The 17,922-nt window shown below is 68.0% G+C and carries 10 protein-coding genes; 6 read left to right on the forward strand and 4 right to left on the reverse strand.

The genetic code is table 11. The annotated features are described in order from the left end of the window. From ACQ7JA_RS22515 to ACQ7JA_RS22530, 4 genes are read left to right on the forward strand one after another with little or no spacing between them, the layout of a single operon-like run. Positions 1-2,058 carry an FUSC family protein gene (locus ACQ7JA_RS22515; protein WP_430901918.1) on the forward strand — a complete coding sequence of 686 codons (2,058 nt, stop codon included), beginning with the start codon at positions 1-3 and terminating at the stop codon, positions 2,056-2,058. Beyond that, positions 2,055-2,261 carry a DUF1656 domain-containing protein gene (locus ACQ7JA_RS22520; RefSeq protein ID WP_430901920.1) on the forward strand — a complete coding sequence of 69 codons (207 nt, stop codon included), beginning with the start codon at positions 2,055-2,057 and terminating at the stop codon, positions 2,259-2,261. The genes ACQ7JA_RS22515 and ACQ7JA_RS22520 overlap by 4 nt, the downstream gene beginning before the upstream one ends. Position 2,262: 1 nt before the next feature. Continuing rightward, complete coding sequence (locus tag ACQ7JA_RS22525; RefSeq protein ID WP_430901922.1) at positions 2,263-3,198, forward strand: efflux RND transporter periplasmic adaptor subunit; 936 nt, start codon at positions 2,263-2,265, stop codon at positions 3,196-3,198. 9 nt (positions 3,199-3,207) lie between these two features. Further along, positions 3,208-4,713, forward strand: coding sequence for an efflux transporter outer membrane subunit (locus ACQ7JA_RS22530; protein WP_430902007.1), 1,506 nt, complete (start codon positions 3,208-3,210; stop codon positions 4,711-4,713). Between the two features lie 63 nt (positions 4,714-4,776). Here ACQ7JA_RS22530 and ACQ7JA_RS22535 read toward each other — a convergent pair whose 3' ends face one another. From ACQ7JA_RS22535 to ACQ7JA_RS22550, 4 genes are all read right to left on the reverse strand, one after another. Next, a complete protein-coding gene (locus tag ACQ7JA_RS22535) occupies positions 4,777-4,986 on the reverse strand; it encodes a DUF2945 domain-containing protein (RefSeq protein WP_430901924.1) in 210 nt (69 codons plus the stop codon). Positions 4,987-5,139: 153 nt separating this feature from the next. Then, positions 5,140-7,110 (reverse strand): PKD domain-containing protein, encoded by a 1,971-nt coding sequence (locus ACQ7JA_RS22540; protein WP_430901926.1) that lies wholly within the window; start codon positions 7,108-7,110, stop codon positions 5,140-5,142. 277 nt (positions 7,111-7,387) lie between these two features. Beyond that, on the reverse strand, positions 7,388-8,377 hold the full coding sequence (locus ACQ7JA_RS22545; protein WP_430901928.1) for a MerR family transcriptional regulator: 990 nt from the start codon (positions 8,375-8,377) through the stop codon (positions 7,388-7,390). Positions 8,378-8,538: 161 nt separating this feature from the next. Beyond that, a complete protein-coding gene (locus ACQ7JA_RS22550) occupies positions 8,539-9,102 on the reverse strand; it encodes a DUF2058 domain-containing protein (protein ID WP_430901930.1) in 564 nt (187 codons plus the stop codon). 233 nt (positions 9,103-9,335) lie between these two features. Here ACQ7JA_RS22550 and ACQ7JA_RS22555 point away from each other — a divergent pair, with 233 nt between their 5' ends. Together ACQ7JA_RS22555 and ACQ7JA_RS22560 are read left to right on the forward strand one after the other, a co-directional pair. Then, on the forward strand, positions 9,336-12,437 hold the full coding sequence (locus ACQ7JA_RS22555) for a DUF4214 domain-containing protein (RefSeq protein ID WP_430901932.1): 3,102 nt from the start codon (positions 9,336-9,338) through the stop codon (positions 12,435-12,437). A 117-nt stretch (positions 12,438-12,554) separates the two neighbouring features. Beyond that, positions 12,555-17,864, forward strand: coding sequence for a DUF4214 domain-containing protein (locus ACQ7JA_RS22560; RefSeq protein WP_430901934.1), 5,310 nt, complete (start codon positions 12,555-12,557; stop codon positions 17,862-17,864). Positions 17,865-17,922: the final 58 nt, after the last annotated feature.

The raw sequence follows: 17,922 nt of genomic DNA on the forward strand, positions 1-17,922 counted from the left end.
ATGACCTTGGCCAGCCGGTCGGAGATGCTGTTCTCCATCAAGTCATTCGCGGCAGCGATGCTCTCGGTTTACCTATCGATGCGCATCGGACTGCCGCGTCCTTTCTGGGCGATGATGACGGCCTATATCGTCTCCGCCCCTTTCGCCGGGCCGACCCGCTCCAAGGGCATCTACCGGGCGGGCGGCACCGTGCTCGGCGCCATTGCGGTCGTGTTCCTGGTGCCGCAGCTGTCGAACGCCCCCGAGCTGCTCTCGCTCGCGCTGGCGCTGTGGATCGGCGGCTGCCTGTACTTCTCGCTGCTGGACCGCACACCGCGTTCCTATGTGCTGATGTTGGCCGGCTACACGGCCGGCCTGATCGGCTTTCCGGCGGTGGGCGAACCGGGCGCCATCTTCGACATCGCGCTCGCGCGGGTCGAGGAGATCGTGCTGGGCATGGCCTGCGCGACCCTGGTGCACACCCTGGTGCTGCCGCAGAGCTTCGCGCCGGTGCTGCTGGCCCGCCTGGACGGCGCGGCGCGTGACGCCGGGGCCTGGATCCGCGATGCGCTCAAACCCGGCGGCGATGCGCGCAGCGCGGGCGAGCGCCGCAGGCTGGCCGGCGACATCACCGAGCTGCGCCTGATGAGCACTCATCTACCCTTCGACACCTCGCAGCTGCGCTGGACCGAGAAGGCGGTCAACGCGCTGCAGGAACGGCTTGCGCAGTTCGTGCCCATCGTTTCAAGCATCGAGGACCGCCTGGCGGCGCTGCGCGAACTGGGCGCGGACGTCGTGTCGGCGCGCTGGCGCACGGTGCTGGAAGACGTGACTGCCCTGCTTGAAACCCCGAAAGACACGCCCCTCGCGGTCCGGGGCGCGGCCCTGCACACGCGCATCGACGCGCTGGCCCCGCAAGGCGGGCGTGAACTCGACTGGCCCGGCCTCCTGGCGCTGAACCTGGCGGCGCGCCTGCACATGCTGGTCGACCTGGTGCTGGAGACGCGCCTGCTGCGCCAGCACATCGACGCCGGCGTGCATGGCCACCTGCCCGACAGCGTGCGCCACTTGCCCGGCGTCGCGCCCAGCGCCCTGCACCAGGACCGCGGCATGGCCCTGCTGTCGGCGCTTGCCGCCGTCGTCGCCGTGCTGGCCTGCTGCGCCTTCTGGATCCTCACCGGCTGGCCGGCCGGCGCGGCCGCGCCAATGATGGCGGCGGTGCTGTGCTGCTTCTTCGCCGGCCAGGACGACCCGGCGCCCTTCATCCAGGGTTTCCTCACCTATACCGTGTATTCGATTCCGGTAGCGGCGCTGTACCTGCTGGCGATCCTGCCGGCGGTGCACGGATTCGAGTCGCTGGTGCTGGCCTGCGCGCCGACCTTCCTGGTGCTGGGCGTGCTGCTGGCACGGCCGTCGACCTTCGGGCGTGCCATGCCTTTTCTCTTCGGCATCTGCGGCGCCCTGGCCATGGTCGACACCCACAGCGCCGACATCGTCTCCTTCACCAACGGCATGTTGGCGCAGATCATGGGCCTGGCCGCCGCCGCCCTCATCACCCGCGTGCTGCGCAGCGTCGGCGCCGGCTGGACCGCGCGCCGCCTGCTCAGGGCGGGCTGGCAGGAGCTGGCGCGCCTGGGCAGCGGCGAGCGCGTGACCGCACCAAGGGAATTCTCGGCGCGCATGGTCGACCGCGTCGGCCTGCTCACCCCGCGCCTGGCGATGGCCGGGGCCCACGCAGACCTGCAGGCGGCCGACGCGCTGCGCGACCTGCGCGTGGGCCTGAACATGAGCCTGCTGCAGTCCGTACGGACGCAGCTCGGGCGTGGCGAAGCGGCACTCGCCTCCCTGATGTCCCGGCTGTCGCGCCGCTTCGCGCGTTTGCCGGCGCTCGACCGGGATGAGGAAGCCGCCTTGCTGGCTGCCCTCGACAACAGCCTGCGCGCGGTCTGCCAGGGCACGGTCGATACCGCCCAGCGCGAGGCGCTGGCCGCCCTCACCGGCATGCGGCGCGACCTGTTTCCCCAGGCGCCGGCCTACGAACCTTCCACCCTGACTGCTTACGACAAGGAGATCCGATGATCGGCGAAGTCAGCCTCTACGGCCTCTACCTTCCTCCGCTCCTGCTGCTGACGCTGGCGGCACTGCTGATATCCCGCGTCCTGAACCTGGCCCTGGCGCGCACCGGCTTCTACCGCCTGGTGTGGCATCCGGCGCTGTTCGATTTTTCCCTGTTCGTCATCGTGCTCGGCACGCTGGCCTACTTCACCCGCAATTGGTCCTGACATGGCTACGAACAAATTTCTACCGGCCCTGGGCCGGGTCGGCGTCACCTTGCTGGCCACCGCCGGCGCGGCCTACGCGCTCTGGCATATGTGGCGCCACTACGAGCTGGCGCCGTGGACCCGCGACGGCCGCGTGAAAGCGTATGTGGTGCAGGTGGCGCCGGACGTGACCGGCCAGGTGACCAAGGTCTACGTGCGCGACAACCAGCACGTCGCGGCCGGCGAACCGCTGTTCGAGATCGACCGTGCGCGCTTCGCGCTGGCGCTGCGCCAGGCCGAGGCCCAGGTGACCGCAAGCGAGGCGGCCCTGGCCCAGGCCCGGCGCGAGAACAAGCGCAATACCGAGCTGGACGAGCTGGTATCGACGGAAACGCGCGAGCAAGGCCTCACCCGCTCCGACCAGGCCAGGGCAGCCCTTGCCCAGGCCATCGTCAACCGCGACACGGCCCGGCTGAACCTGGAACGCTCGCACGTGGTGTCGGCGGTCAGCGGCATCGTCACCAACCTCGACCTGCGCGAAGGCTCGTATGCGACCGCGGCGCGTCCGGTGATGGCGCTGATCGACCGGAACACCTTCTATGTCGAAGGCTATTTTGAAGAAACCAAGCTGCCCGCCATCCAGGTCGGCGACAGGGTCGACGTGACCCTGATGGGGGTGCGCCAGCCGATCAAGGGCCACGTCGAGAGCTTCGCCGAGGGCATCACCGACCGCGACCGCAGCACCGGCGCGAACATGCTGCCGAACGTGAACCCGACCTTCAACTGGGTGCGCCTGGCCCAGCGCATCCCGGTGCGCATCGCGATCGACCAGGTGCCGGCAGGCGTGCGCCTGGTCGCCGGACAGACCGCGACCGTGGAAGTGCTGCCGGCTGAAGCCGATGCCGCACCCGTCGCGCGCGCCGTGGCGGCTGCGCCTGGCGCCAGGAAGGCGGAGTAAAGAGTGAACATGCATCGTAACCGCAAGCTCGCCGGCAAGGCAGCGTCATTGTGCCTGCTTGCCGTGCTGGGCGCCTGCACCACGGTCGGCCCCGACTACCAGCTGCCGAAAGAGGCCGTCATCCAGCGCGACGCCGCCAGGGCGCCCTTGATGGGAGCCGCCGAGACGCCGTTCAGTGCCGACCCACTGCCGGAGGACTGGTGGCGCCTGTACCAGGATCCGGTACTGGACAGGCTGATTGCCAGGGCATTCAGCGCCAACGCCGACCTGCGGGTGGCTGCGGCGAACCTGGCGCGCGCCCATGCGGTGCTCGAAGAAGTCGAGGAAAAGAAACGCCCGGAGGTCGAGATGGGCGCCGCCCCGCTGTACGGCCGCATCGCCGGCGCCTCGATCGGCCTGCCGGAACAGCTGCCGCGCACCGGCATCTATGAAGGCGACATCAAGGTGGCCTACCAGGTCGACCTGTGGGGCCGCATCCGCCGCGCCGTCGAGGCCGCGCACGCCGACCACGAAGCTGCGCAGGCGGCCAGCGACCTGGCCCACGTGATGGTGGCGGCCGACACCACGCGCGCCTATGCCCAGGCCTGCTCGGCCGCTTACCAGCTGAAGGTGGCGCAGCAATCGGTCGCGCTGCAGCAGCAGTTCGTCAAGCTGACGGCCCAGCGCGTGCAGCGCGGCCGCGGCATCGCCATCGACACCAGCCGCGCCCAAGCCCAGCTGGAGCTGCTGCGCGCCAACCTGCCGCCGCTGGAAGCAGGCCGCCGCACGGCGCTGTACCGCCTGGCGGTGCTGACCGGCGAGGCGCCGAGCCAGTTCCCGGCGGAGGTCGCGCAGTGCGCCACGCCGCCGCGCGTGGCCGCGGCCATTCCGGTCGGCGACGGCGCGGCCCTGCTGCGCCGTCGCCCCGACGTGCGCCAGGCCGAACGCCGGCTGGCGGCAAGCACGGCGCGCATCGGCGTCGCCACCGCCGAGCTCTACCCGAACATCACGCTGGGCGCCTCCTTCGGAGGCGTCGGCTTCATGGAACAGTTCGGCGACGCCAACACCTGGAAGTTCTCGCTGGGGCCATTGATTTCCTGGAACCTGCCGGCCCTGAGCCCGGCGCGCGTGCACATCGCCCAGGCGAACATCGCTACCCAGGGCGCGCTGGCGCGCTTCGACTCGGTGGTGCTGAACGCGCTGCGCGAGACGGAAAGTGCCTTGACCGTCTACGCCCGCGAACTCGACCGCAATGCCGCCCTGCGCGCAGCGCGTGACCAGAGCGCACTGGCGGCGAAGCAGACAGCCAGGCTCTACCAGTTCGGCCGCAGCGACTTCCTCGCTGCCCTGGACGCGGACCGTACCCTGGCCAGTGCGGAGAGCATGCTCGCCGCTTCCAGCGCAAAACTGGCGGAGGACCAGGCGCAGCTCTTCCTGGCGCTTGGTGGCGGCTGGGAAAATACCCACGCGGCGCATGGCGAAGGACAGCAAGCGGCACACGACGGCGCGCACGACGGAAAGCCGGCAGCGCCCTGACGCACGGATGCGGGGCCTCGGCCCGGCATGAAGCCGATGCCGGGCCAGCCGGGCAGGCAGTGTTCAGGCCTTCTTGAGCGCGTCCGCCTTGTGCGCCGCCTCCGCCCCGGTCTTGTCGCTGACCACCAGGTACTCGGGGTGCTCCTTCGAGGCCGCCACGTGGTGGCCCTTGATCTCGGTGGGCGCTGTCAGCTTCTTCTTGATCGTCCCATGCACCGTGCCCTGGGACGACTGCCATTGCACCTTGTCGCCAGCCTTGAATGTGTCTGCCATGTTGGCCTCATCGAAATAGTCGAATGGATGGCCGCGATGCCCCGGATTTGAACCGCACCGGGACATTCGCGAACCGGGATCGCCATTCAAGCACAGATCGCCATCCGCGCCCGCACGCCAGGAGACTCCCTGGCCGCAGGCCGCCACGCCCTTTTATTGCGCCAGCACGCTTGCCTCCACCAGCGGGGCCGCGGCCTCTCCCGAGGGCGTGCCGCTATTATCGTAATGGACCACTTCCTTGCCGGAGACAGGATCCGGCTGCCAGATCTTCAGCGCAAAGCGCTCCGGCGCGGCGCCCGCCAGGCCGACCGTGGTCGCGAGGCGGAAGCGCACCTTGCCTGCGCCATTGATCGATCCCTCACCGTGGAACACGTGCTGCGCCCCCTGGCGGCCGAGGAAGCGCAAGCTGCTGCTGTGAAAGCGCAGCCCGGGCAGGTCGAAGTGCACCTGCGCCGGCATGCCCGCCACCTGCGCCGCCGGTCCCGTCGCGGCAAGCGGCGCCACCAGGCTGAACGCCGCCTTGCCGACCCATGACGGCGCTTTCCGGTAAGCGCCCCTTGGCGACAGCACGCTGCCCCTGGCAGCCACCGTGCCGGCGGCGGATGCGGCGGCAACGACGGTGCGGCTGACGGCCTTGCTGCGGCCGTTGCGGTCGGTCACGGTCACCGTGACGCGATACACGCCGGGCATGGCGAAATGGTGGCTGGCGCTGGCGCTGCCCGCCTCGCCCGCTTCGCGCACCTTGCCGGCCTGCGCGCCGCTGCCGTCGCCCCAGGACCAGCTCACGCTGCGCGTGCCCACCCTGGCGGAATCGACCCAGGCCACCGTGGCGGCGAATGCGGCGCCTGCCCGCACGACCTCCGGCGCCGCCACGGGCCCGACCACATGGCCGCCCTTGTGCCGATGGCCGGGGGTGAGCAGCACCAGGCCGGCGTTGGAACTGGAGACGATGTCGCCGTTGTCGTTGATGGCAAGCGCATCGTCCAGCACCAGGCCCGGCGGCGCGTTGCGCAGGCGGGTGTTCAGGTCGACCATGCCGCTCCTGGCCGACCAGGCGAATGCGCGGAAGGCCTGCGTGCGGTCGGTGGCATAGCCGACCACCTGGCCGCGATCGTTGGCCTGCTGGGAGCGCGAGTTGGCGCCGCCCAGGGTGCCGAGCAGGCGCATGCCCTCCGTGCGCGTCCAGGTCATGGCGCGCTGGTCGCCGCTGGCCAGGTTGACGAGCCCGGCGATCCGGCCGCCGGGGCTCATGGCGAGGGTGAAGGACTCGACGCCGCCGGCCGCGCCGAGGTCTTGCATGCCGCGGCCGGGCGCCCAGCGCCAGGCGCGATAGGTGGCGTCGTCCGCCGGCAGGCGGCTGCCGGCCACCTCGCCCCTGGCGCTGACGGCGATGCCGTCCGAGTAGAGGCTGCCGAGCGTATCGATGTCGACCAGGCCGCGCGCGGGCATCCATGCAAAGGCGTGGCGCTCCAGGCTGGCGGTGTTGGCGGCGCCCGCGATGAGGCCGGCGTCGTTCAGCGCGGCGCCCCAGGATGCCCCGTCGACGCCGGGCGCAAGCGCACCGAGGCTGCTCATGCCTTCGCTCACGCTCCAGCGGAAGGCCAGCGGCGGCGTGCTCGGGACGCCTTCGGAAAAGCCGGTGACGACGCCGCGGTTGTTGATCGCCTGCGCGCGCGAGTTGGCGGTAAACGGCAGCACCCCGAGGTCGAGCATGCCGCCGCCCGCGCTCCACACGAAGGCATGTTCGCTGCCCGTGACGGTGAAGGAACCGCCGGCGAGCTGCCCCGCATTGTTCAGGCCCAGCGCCACGGTGCCGCTGCCGCCCAGCGTGCCGATGTCCCGGACTGTTCTGCCGTCGTAGAAATAGCCGCGCGAGGCGGCGCCGTCCCACAGCGAGAAGACGATCTGGCCACGGGCGTTGATCTTCGGCAGCGCACTGAGTTCGCCGGACCCGAGGTTGACCACCCGGTAAGTGGTGCGGACCGCACCGCCCTTGTTTTCCTCGAGGGCTGGCGCCGGGGCTTGCTGCGCCAGCGCCGTGCCGCCTGCCGCCAGCGCCAGCAGCAGGCAGGGCCACCACGCCACGCTCGTCTTCGACCTGCCGTTTGTATGCACGCGCCGCATATGTCTCTCCCGTAAAGATGAATTCCGTCCCGCCGCATCGGACAATCCGGGCGGATCAGGGTGATCATGGAGCGGACACGGTGCGCACGGTTCGACTTATCCCAGCATCGCGCGTCGGCATGATGCCGATCAAACGTGTTCTTGTCCGCGCGCCAAAAGCGATATCCGCTTTACATGCAGCAATTTCACTTAAGCACGCAATTACCGGCATACGGGCGAAAAAAAGCCTGGCGTTGTAGCCAGGCTCTCTTCCCTTCGGTGTTCTCTTTGCAGCGGATTAGCCGTCCTTGCCAGGCAGCGGCAATCCCTCCGCCAATGCCAGCCGGATCATCGCCTCTTCCAGCACCACGCGGGCCCGGCCGGAGGCCAGTTCGAGTTCGCGGTGCAGGCGCGCGTCCTCCTGGTTGCGCGATGCGCACTGGGCGCTGTAGCGCTCGAAGCTGCCGACCATCATGAGGATCTCGGACAGGTGGCGCGGGCACTCGCAGTTGAGGCGGTTGCCGGCCGCCGTGATCGCCGCCAGCGCGGCATCGTCGAGGCGGCGCGGGGCCACCTCCACGCCCTCGGTATCCTCGGCGGGCATGCCCTGCCCCGCCAGCGCCGAGCGGCACAGCAGCACCAGTTCGCCGACCTCGGCCGGTACACGCGCCACCAGGCAGCCTTCGGCGCGCAGGGCGCGGATGGTGGCGCTGCCGCCGAAGCGGTACAGCACCACGGTGGCCGCCGGATGCACCGCGTCGCGCGCGGCCATCACCTTGTCCAGCGGGGCTTCGTCGAGCTCGGACGCTTCGATCAGCAGCACGTCGATCACGACGCCGTCGCCGCTCGCCACCACCTGGTCGAGCCGTGCATGCTGGTGCTGCACCTGCAGCGCGCGGCCGTCGCGTCCGCTGGCCGCGATGCGGCGCGCCAGGCTGTCGCCCACCACCAATACCCGCATCGGCCCGCTGACCTCGCGCGCCCGCGCCGGATCGGGTGCGATCATCTCTTCCAGCCGCTCTACCGGCAGGCCGGTGAGCACGCCGATCGGATGGCCGAGGTCGACCAGCTGCTTGAGCAGCCCGAGACGGCGCACCTGCTCCGCCGTGTACAGCCGCTGCCCGTGCGCCGAACGCTGGGTCTCCGACAGCGCATAACGCCGCTCCCACACCCGCAGCGTTTCCACCGGCAGGCCCGCCAGCCGCGCAGCCACGCCGCTGCGGTAGGTCACCTGCCGGCTGCCGGCGCCCTGTCCATCTCCTGAACCATCCATTTTCTTCGCGCTCATACGACCAGCCTTTGAACCAATTGTCTATGCAAGTCCCGCTACAAAAACGAGACAGAGCCAGTGTAGCGCAGTGAGAATGTCAACTCAACAATGATTCGTTTCAATTGGTCGAATGCAAAACGCCACCGTGCAGGTGGCGTCGGGTCCGGCATGCGCCGCGCTTACCAGGTGAAGTCGTCCGGGATCTTGAAGTCGGCGTAGGGATCCTCTTCCCCTGCCTGCGGCGCGGCCTCGCTCCGCTTCACCTGGATCACGCTGGCCGGGTCGCGCTCGGCGATCTTCTCGCCGATGACCTTGGGCACCAGCTCGTAGTTCCCATTCAGGAACACGATCACCAGGCGGCCCGCGACCAGGTGCTGCTGCACCTGTTCCGACACATAGATGCGTTCGATCTTGCTGCCGTGGGTAAAGTTGTAGGCGATGTCGCCCTTGCCCGCGCCTTTGCCGGACCCGGCGCGCGGCTGCCGGTTCACCTGCACCAGCTGGGCGATCTGGGCCCGCACCGCCTTCTGCGCCGCCTGCGCGTCGCGCTGGGCGTTCAGCTCGCGCGCCCGTTCGGCGTTCTGGCGCTGCATCTCGAGCGCGGCCTCGCGCGATTCGTTGACCGACTCGGCGCCGGTGCGGCGCTCGATCTTCTTCTGCTTGCTCTTGTCCTGGTTGACCTTCTGGACCTTCTTCTTGTCCACCAGGCCGGCTTTCAGCAACTGCTCCTGCAGCGAGACCATTGTTCTGCTCCTTCGATGACGGCCGGCACGGCGCCGGCGCGCGTAAAGGCGCTAGCATAGCAAACCGACAGGCGTAGCGGGGCGAGGCGCCGCTGTTTGAGGGGCGATTGCCATCGGCCGCCATGAATCAGACGCCCTCTCATCCAGGCGGCATGAAATTGCCTCTGGATATGGACAGCCGTCGATGTGTCGGGGATAGTCGTCGCTCCTGTTGACTCACGAACGATTCCGGCATGACCAAACGCTCCTCTCCCGTTTCGAATGGCCTGATGCTCGGCAATGCCGTGGCGACCAGCACCATTTCTCCGCTCATCGCGACGATGGCAAACGATGGCAATCCCATTGTCTTCGGCATCACCACCGGTCCGGGCCCGGTCGCAGTGAATCTGAGCGGCACCGATGGTGACGACACCCTGGAGGGCAGCGACCATGCCGATACCATCAGTGGCCTGGCGGGGAAGGACACGCTCTATGGCTACGGCGGAAACGATGCCCTGGATGGCGGCGATGGCGACGACATCATGCTCGGTGGCGATGGCAATGACTCTCTCTGGGGCGGTGCCGGGGACGACCAGCTTAATGGCGGCGCTGGTGACGACACGCTCAATGGAGACGCGGGCCGGAATACCATGTCGGGAGGCGAAGGAAACGATACCCTGTCCGCATCGCCCGGCAGCAGCGGTACGCTCGATGGCGGTAGCGGCAACGACAAGCTGAGCGGCGGCGCCGGTGTCGCATACCTGGGCGGGGCCGGCGACGATCTCATCGACGTGGATCTGTATGGGAAGGATTCGGGCCCGACCACCATTGACGGCGGAGATGGCAAGGACACGATCAAGATCAGGGGCGACGCAAGTTACGGCAGCAATGTCTCCGTTTCGGGAGGCAATGGCGCTGATGTATTCGTCCTGGATGCATTCGGCATCGGCACGGCGATATCCATCCGTGATTTTGGCGCAGGCGCCGGCGGCGACGTCATCGACCTTCTGCGCATGCCGGGGCTGCAAGGCGGCGTCAATCCCTTAGCAAGCGGCCAGTTGCGCCTGGTGGCGTCCGGTACCGACACCCTGCTCCAACGGCGTGACGCCGTGAACGAATCGGTTTACCACACACTGTTCAAGCTGGCCGGGATCCAGCCGGGCCAACTCACCGGCGCCAATTTCATGGGAGGAATCGATCCGCGTGGCGGGACCACCGGCATCATCCTCACCGGCACGACCGCGGCGGATAAGCTGGAGGGAATGCTGCTCGACGATACCCTGAACGGCGAGGACGGCGCCGATATCCTGTACGGAGGCGGCGGTAACGACTTGATCGACGGTGGCGCCGGTGACGACTACCTGGACGACACTTCGGGCAGCAATACGCTGCGCGGTGGCGAGGGCAACGACCGCCTCAGGAGCGGCAGCGGTAACGACCGGATGTCCGGCGGCGCCGGCAACGACCAGCTGATGCTGGTGTCCCTCGGCGGCAAGGCGCACACCGTCAGCATGGAAGGAGACGAGGGCGACGACCTCCTGCATGTGTCCAATGCTACCGGCTCGGAGAAAGTACTCGCCAGCGGAGGCTCGGGGGCCGACACATTCCGCATCGGCGCCTACGCCGACCTGACGATTACCGATTTCTCGCAAGGCGACAGGCTCGACCTGCGCCCCCTGCTCGTCTCCCAGACTACGAGCGGCAATCCATTCGGCACCCTTGGCTACCTGAAAGCGGAACAGGCGGGAACGCAAGTCAAGATCTACGTCGACAGCGATGGCGCCGCGCGCAATGGCAGCGGGTTCAAGCTCGCCGTCACGCTCGACAACACCACATTTGCCAGCCTGTCGAGTGCTTCCTTTATCGGCGGCTTTGCGCCATCCGGATCGGAGCGCGGCCTGGACCTGCTTGGTACCCCCGCCGCAGACACCCTGCTCGGGGGCTTGCTCGACGACACCATCGAAGGCGGCGCCGGCAACGACAATCTGGCCGGATCGAAAGGCAAGGACCGGCTGTATGGCGGCGATGGCGATGACCAGCTCGATGGCGACAAATCCGATGTCGGCGGCATAGCCGAAGGCGATGATCCGCAGGTCAACATTCCTGGCGGTGACGATTTCCTCGACGGAGGCGCCGGCAAGGACATCCTCACCACGTCCTGGGGCGCCGACACCTTGCTTGGCGGTGCCGGCGACGACGTCCTGTTGCTCAGGTCAGCCCCTTCTTCCCTCCCCAAGTCCACTTACGAAGTCACCCTCGACGGCGGCGACGGCAATGACTTCCTGGAAGTGTCATCCAGCGTCCAGTCCAACGTCACCGCCTCGATGACGGGCGGCGCCGGCAGCGACACCTTCGCGCTGTTGCTGAATCCACGGGTGCAAGGGGCCACCAGGATCATCACGGACTTCCAGGCCGGGGCCGGCGGCGACGTCCTCGACATGTTCGACTTCATGGGCTTCACGCGCGAATCCCCCTTCGCCTCCGGCCGCTTCCTCCTGGAACAGCGCGGCGCGGACACCGTGGTGCGTTACGACGACAACGGGCCGACGGCGCCGGGTCCCGTCTTCGACGTGGTCGTTCTCAAGGACCTCGTGAAGGAAACACTGACCGCCGCGAATATTCGCTACGGTTACGCACCTGACGGCAGCCCCGCTCTCATGGCGCCGGAGCTGCGCGGCACTGACGGGCGTGACCGCCTGGACGGCGACGCGCGCGCCGATACCCTGTATGGCGGCGACGGCAACGACATCCTGGCCGGGTTCGCCGGCAACGACTACCTCAACGGCGGCAACGGCACCGACACCGCCGTGTTCCTCGGCAACTTTGCCGACTACACCGTACGCCCAGTCAATCCCCAGGACTTCACGGTCTCCGAGCTACGCGACGGTGCCCGGGACGGCAAGGACCGGCTGGTCGGCATCGAGCGCCTGGTGTTCGCCGACACGGCGCTCGCCATCGGCGTCGGGGACGATGGCGGAACCGCCTTCCAGGCCTACCGCATCTACCGAGCCGCCTTCGACCGCGAACCCGACCTGGGCGGCCTTGGCTTCTGGATCGAGATGCTGGACCGCGGTGTATCGCTGCAGACGGTGGGAAGCGGATTCACCCAGGGGGATGAATTTACGAGGCTCTATGGGGCCAACCCGAGCAATGCGGACATCGTCACCCGCCTCTACCGCAACATCCTCGACCGCGAGCCGGAACAGGCCGGCTACGAGTTCTGGCTCTCTGTACTCGACAACAAGCTGGCCGACCTGGGTACTGTACTGGCCGCCTTCAGCGAAAGCCAGGAGAACCAGGACGCGGTGTGGGAGCTGGTGGGCAATGCCGTGTTCTACCAACCCTATATCGGCTGAACCGCAAATTGCACTGCGACAAAAATTTATTGCACACGCATGGAATGCATGTCATACATAGACAGCAACGGATGAGTCAGGGATAGTCGAAGGATTTACCTTCTTCGACCATCCGCCATGTCCGACCACCGTTCTCCTTTCATCTTCCAAGACAGCATGTCCGGCCAGGCCGCGGCCACCGACACCACCGGCCCGGTCATGCTGACCTGGCCGCAGAACGGCCATCGGGCGGACGCGCCGCTGGTCTTCACCTTCGACGAAGACATCAGGCTCGGCACCGGCACGATCGCCCTGCTTAACAACAGGGGCCAGGGAATCACCGAGACCCTGGCCGGCAGCCCCTATGTGACGGTATCGGGCAAGACCCTCACCTTCGCCCCGCCGCAGCGCCTCGACTACGCGTCCCTCTACTCGATCACCTTCAGCAGCGAGGCCATCACCGACCTCGGCGGCAACCGGCTCAACGGCGGCTACTGGTCCACCAGCTTCCAGTCGGGACTGGTTCTCGAGGCGCAGAACGTGACCGGGACGGCGGGCGTGGACACCATGAACGGCAGCGACCTGGCCGACACCATGGATGGCCTGGGCGGCAGCGACACGATCAATGGCCACGGTGGCGACGACATCCTGCGCGGCGGCGACGAAGCCTCAGGACAGCCGTACAGCAACGGCGACACCATCCGTGGGGGCGCAGGCAATGACACCATCTACGGTGGCGCCGGCGGCGACAACCTGTCCGGGGACGACGGCAATGACCGGGTGTTCGGCGGCGACGACAACGACTACCTGCACGGCAACGCCGGCGATGACCACCTCGAGGGCGGCGCAGGCAACGACATGCTGACCAACTCGCTCGGCCACGACACCATGCTCGGCGGCGACGGCGACGACCGGCTGGAACTCGACTACGACGCCACCGGCGTGCTCGACGGTGGTGATGGCAACGACCGCCTCAGCGGCTACCTCGGCACGTCGTATGCGGGCGGGAACGGCGACGATGTCATCGAGCTCAGGATGAGCGGATCGACCGCGCGACCGACCACGGTGAACGGCGGCAGTGGCCGGGACACGATCCAGGTCAGTCTCGGAAGTACCCAGGCGGCGATTGCGATCTCCGGCGGAGCGGATGCGGACACCTTTATCGTCAACACCAACGGCCAGGCGATCGGCGCGAATGCCTTGAGTATCACCGACTTTACCCCGGGTGCCGGCGGCGATCAGATTAACCTGCTGCAGATTTACCGTATGCAGGAAAACGGCAATCCCTTCACCAGCGGCTTGCTGCGTCTGCTCGCCTCCGGCGCCGATACCCTGCTCCAGCTGCGCGATTCCGCCACCCCACCGGCCTATGCGACCCTGCTGACGCTGACCGGCGTGCAGCCGAACCAGCTTACCGCCGCCAACTTCACCGGCGGTATCGATCCGCGTGGCGGGACCACGGGCCTTACCCTCACTGGCACTGCCGAACGGGATCAACTCGAGGGCATGTTCCTCGACGATACACTGTATGGCCTGGACGGCGACGACACGCTCAGGGGCGGCGCCGGCAACGACCTGCTCGAAGGCGGCGCGGGTAACGATTACCTGGACGGCAATGCCGGCGACAACATCCTGCGCGGCGGCGATGGCGAGGACCGCCTGACCAGCAGCACCTTCGGGAACAACCTGATGGAGGGTGGAGCCGGTAACGACATCCTCAGCGGTGGCGCCGGCAACGACCGTATGCTGGGCGGGGCCGGCAACGACATCCTGCAGCTGGAATCAACCTACGGAAATACGGCGCGGACCCTGACCATGGCGGGCGAGGATGGCAACGATACCCTGCGAGTCGGTTTCGCGTCCAGCAACATCAAGATCGTCGCCAGCGGCGGCGCGGGCGCGGACACGTTCGTGATTTCGTCCTTCGCCGACCTGACGATCCTGGACTTCAGCCCGGGCGACGTGCTCGACCTGCGCTCCATCCATTCCAACCGCGTCATCAACGGCAATCCCTTCGGCGCCGCCGGCTATCTGAAGGCGATGCAGGAAGGCGCCCACGTCAGGATCTATGCCGACAGCGACGGCGCCGCCGGCAGCGAACAACCCTGGCTCGTGGTCACGCTCGAGAACGTCCAGTTGTCCGCGCTGACGGGCGCATCCTTCGCCGGCGGCTACGACCCGAGCGGCACCAACCAGGGCATGACGCTGCGCGGCACGGCGGGCGCCGACACCTTGAATGGCGGCGCGCTGAACGACATCATCGAAGGCGGTGACGGCAACGACACCATCAACGGCGAGGCCGGCGATGACAAGCTCTACGGCGGCGACGAGAGCATCGTCGGCGGCGGCGATACGATCTCGGGCGGACTGGGCAACGACGAGCTGCATGGCGGGACCGGCAACGACAGTCTCGAAGGCGGGGAAGGCGACGACCGGCTGTATGGCGGCGGCGGTGACGACCGGCTCGACGGCGGAGCCGGCGCCAACTATCTCGACGGCGGCGACGGCCGCGACATCCTGAACAGCTATTCCGGCAACGACCACCTGTTGGGCGGCGCCGGCGACGATACCCTCACCGGCGGCTGGACGCACATGGACGGCGCTGCCGTCACCATCCTGGACGGCGGCGACGGCAATGACCAGATCACTGCCTACGGCTGGGCCGCCAAGGTGCTGGCCGGCGCAGGCGACGACACGGTGTCGGTCGAGGCCGCCGGCAGCCAGGCCAGCAACACGGCCATGGTGGTCGACCTGGGCGCCGGCAACGACCGGATGACGGTGCGCTCAGTGTACGGCGAGACGCGCCCGATCCAGGCCAGCGGCGGCGCCGGCGTCGACACCTACCGCTTCGAGGGGGGCGAGCGCTGGCCCCTGCTCACCATCACCGATTTCCAGACCGGCGCCGGCGGCGACGTGGTGGACCTGTACTCGTTCAGCTGGAACTTCAGCGCCAATCCTTTCGGCGCTGCCGGCCAGGCGCGCCTGGTGCAGGATGGCAGCCGCGTGCTGCTGCAGATCGATCTCGACGGACCGGCCGGCTCCGGCGTCTGGGCGAGCCGCATCGCCTTCGAGAATACCCTGGTGGCCAACTTCACCGGCGCCAACTTCACCCAGGGCGCCAGACCCGACGGTAGCTCGACCGGCCTGGACATCGCGGGCACCGCCGGCAACGACAATCTGCAAGGCGGTAACCTCGACGACACCATCCGGGGCGGCGACGGCAACGACTACTTGATTGGCAACGCCGGCGCCGACAAACTCTACGGGGACGCCGGCAACGACCAGCTATCCGGCCGCGATGGCAACGACCGCCTCGACGGCGGCGAAGGCAACGACAATTTGTACGGCGAAGAAGGCAACGACGAGCTGCTTGGCGGCGCCGGCAATGACATACTGCAGGACCAGTACGGCGACAACACCCTGCGCGGCGGCGATGGCGACGATGGGCTGTACGCCGCGGCCGGACGCAATGCGCTGTTTGGCGACGCCGGCAACGACAGGCTGCGCGCGGAAGGCAGCAGCGGCACGATCGACGGCGGCGCGGGCGACGACACCATCGAGATCTTCGGCGGTTTCAACAGCGCCGCCTACCAGATCGAGGCGACCGGCGGCGATGGCAACGATACCTTCCTGATCAATTCCCTCGGCAACGCCGCCTCCACCGTCCGGCTCAGCGGCGGCGCCGGCGTCGATACCTACCGTCCGGGCAGCATCCTGGCCGGGACGACGGCGTATGTCAACGATTTCCAGGCCGGCGCAGGCGGCGACATCATCGACGTCATGAGCCTGGTCGCACCTTCGCCGTCGAACCCCTTCGCACCCGGCGGCAGCGCGCAACTGATCCAGCGTGGCGCCGACACCGTCCTGCAGGCGCGCGTAAGCCGCGACAGCGGCGCCGCCTTCGCGGACGCGCTGGTGCTGCGCAACGTCGACAAGTCCACGCTTACCGCGCAGAACATCAGCTTCGGCTTCAATCCCGACGGCTCGGCAACCGGCCAGACCATGACCGGCACCGACGGCCGGGATCAGCTCGTGGGCAGCTGGCTCGACGATATCCTGCGCGGCGGCGCCGGCAACGACGTGCTGTCCGGTTCGATGGGCAACGACCGGCTCGAAGGCGGGGACGGCGACGACCAGCTCGACGGCGACAAGGCCGGCGTGGTGCCGGTCGACGGCTACGGCTCGCCCTGGCCGACCATGTTCAGCGGCGACGACGTGCTCGACGGCGGCGCAGGCAACGATACCCTGACCAGCAGCTACGGCGCGGACACCCTGCTGGGCGGCGCAGGAGACGACCGCCTGGTGCTGGCGCGCTATACCGGCTTCGGTACGGCGGCCTTCAACTACCGTGTCACCCTCGACGGCGGCGACGGCAACGACCGCATCACGATCCAGAACGGCACCCAGCCCGGGGTCGGCGCGACCATGAGCGGCGGCGCCGGCAGCGACACCTTCCAGCTGAACGTGCCGACGCCAACGGCGGCCTACATCATCACGGACTTCCAGGCCGGCGCCGGCGGCGACGTGCTGGACGTGTTCGAGCTGCTGGGCTGGGTACGCCAGTCGCCGTTCGCCACCGGCCACTTCTCCCTCGAGCAGCGCGGGGCAGATACCGTGCTGCGTTTCGACGAGGACGGATCGGAAGGGCCGAAAGCCGCCGCCGACCTGGTCACACTGAAAGGCATCGCGAAGGAGACGCTGAGCGGCGCCAACTTCCGTTACGGCTACGCGCCCGGCGACAATGCGGGCTCCCTGGCGCCGGAAGTGCACGGCAGCACCGGGCGTGACCGCCTGGAAGGCAATGCGGGTTCCGACCTCCTGCACGGAGGCGATGGTAACGACGTGCTGGTGGGCGGCGGCGGCAACGACCTGCTCGCCGGCGGCGCCGGCGTCGACACCGCGGTGTTCAGCGGCGCGCGCAGCCAGTACGCGCTCGTCGGCTTCAACACCTATACACCGATGGTGGCCGACCTGCGCGCCGGCGCCAATGACGGCAAGGACCGTGTGGACGGCATCGAACGCCTGGTATTCGCCGACAGCGCCATCGCTTTCGACACCGGAACGAATGGCACTGCCGGCCAGGCCTACCGCCTCTACCGCGCCGCCTTCGACCGCGAGCCGGACAAGGTCGGCCTGGGCTTCTGGATCGAGATGCTCGACCGCGGCGTGTCGCTGCAGACGGTCGCGGGAGGTTTTACCCAGGGGGAGGAATTCATCAAGCTGTTTGGCGCCAATGCAAGCAATGCGGAGATCGTCACCCGCCTGTACCAGAACATCCTCGATCGCGAGCCCGAGAAGGGCGGCTACGACTTCTGGCTCTCGGTCCTCGACAACAAACTGACCGACCTGGGCACGGTATTGGCGGCTTTCAGCGAAAGCAACGAGAACTATTGGGTGGTCGCCGGACTGATCGGCGGCGGCGTCGAATATCAGCCATTCATCGGCTAAACGGGGCGTGGCGCCATGCATGTGTTGCGCAAGCAGCACATCTTTCGCCACGACATCA

This window comes from Massilia sp. BKSP1R2A-1 (genome assembly GCF_050586525.1).
Taxonomy (GTDB): Bacteria; Pseudomonadota; Gammaproteobacteria; order Burkholderiales; family Burkholderiaceae_D; genus Telluria.

Bases quoted from the DNA above. Each gene is read 5' to 3' on its own strand.
- ACQ7JA_RS22560 (WP_430901934.1), top strand. From the start codon at position 12,555: ATGTCCGACCACCGTTCTCCTTTCATCTTCCAAGACAGCATGTCCGGC.
- ACQ7JA_RS22540 (WP_430901926.1), bottom strand. From the start codon at position 7,110: ATGCGGCGCGTGCATACAAACGGCAGGTCGAAGACGAGCGTGGCGTGG.
- ACQ7JA_RS22555 (WP_430901932.1), top strand. From the start codon at position 9,336: ATGACCAAACGCTCCTCTCCCGTTTCGAATGGCCTGATGCTCGGCAAT.
- ACQ7JA_RS22545 (WP_430901928.1), bottom strand. From the start codon at position 8,377: ATGAGCGCGAAGAAAATGGATGGTTCAGGAGATGGACAGGGCGCCGGC.
- ACQ7JA_RS22515 (WP_430901918.1), top strand. From the start codon at position 1: ATGACCTTGGCCAGCCGGTCGGAGATGCTGTTCTCCATCAAGTCATTC.
- ACQ7JA_RS22535 (WP_430901924.1), bottom strand. From the start codon at position 4,986: ATGGCAGACACATTCAAGGCTGGCGACAAGGTGCAATGGCAGTCGTCC.
- ACQ7JA_RS22550 (WP_430901930.1), bottom strand. From the start codon at position 9,102: ATGGTCTCGCTGCAGGAGCAGTTGCTGAAAGCCGGCCTGGTGGACAAG.
- ACQ7JA_RS22530 (WP_430902007.1), top strand. From the start codon at position 3,208: ATGCATCGTAACCGCAAGCTCGCCGGCAAGGCAGCGTCATTGTGCCTG.
- ACQ7JA_RS22520 (WP_430901920.1), top strand. From the start codon at position 2,055: ATGATCGGCGAAGTCAGCCTCTACGGCCTCTACCTTCCTCCGCTCCTG.
- ACQ7JA_RS22525 (WP_430901922.1), top strand. From the start codon at position 2,263: ATGGCTACGAACAAATTTCTACCGGCCCTGGGCCGGGTCGGCGTCACC.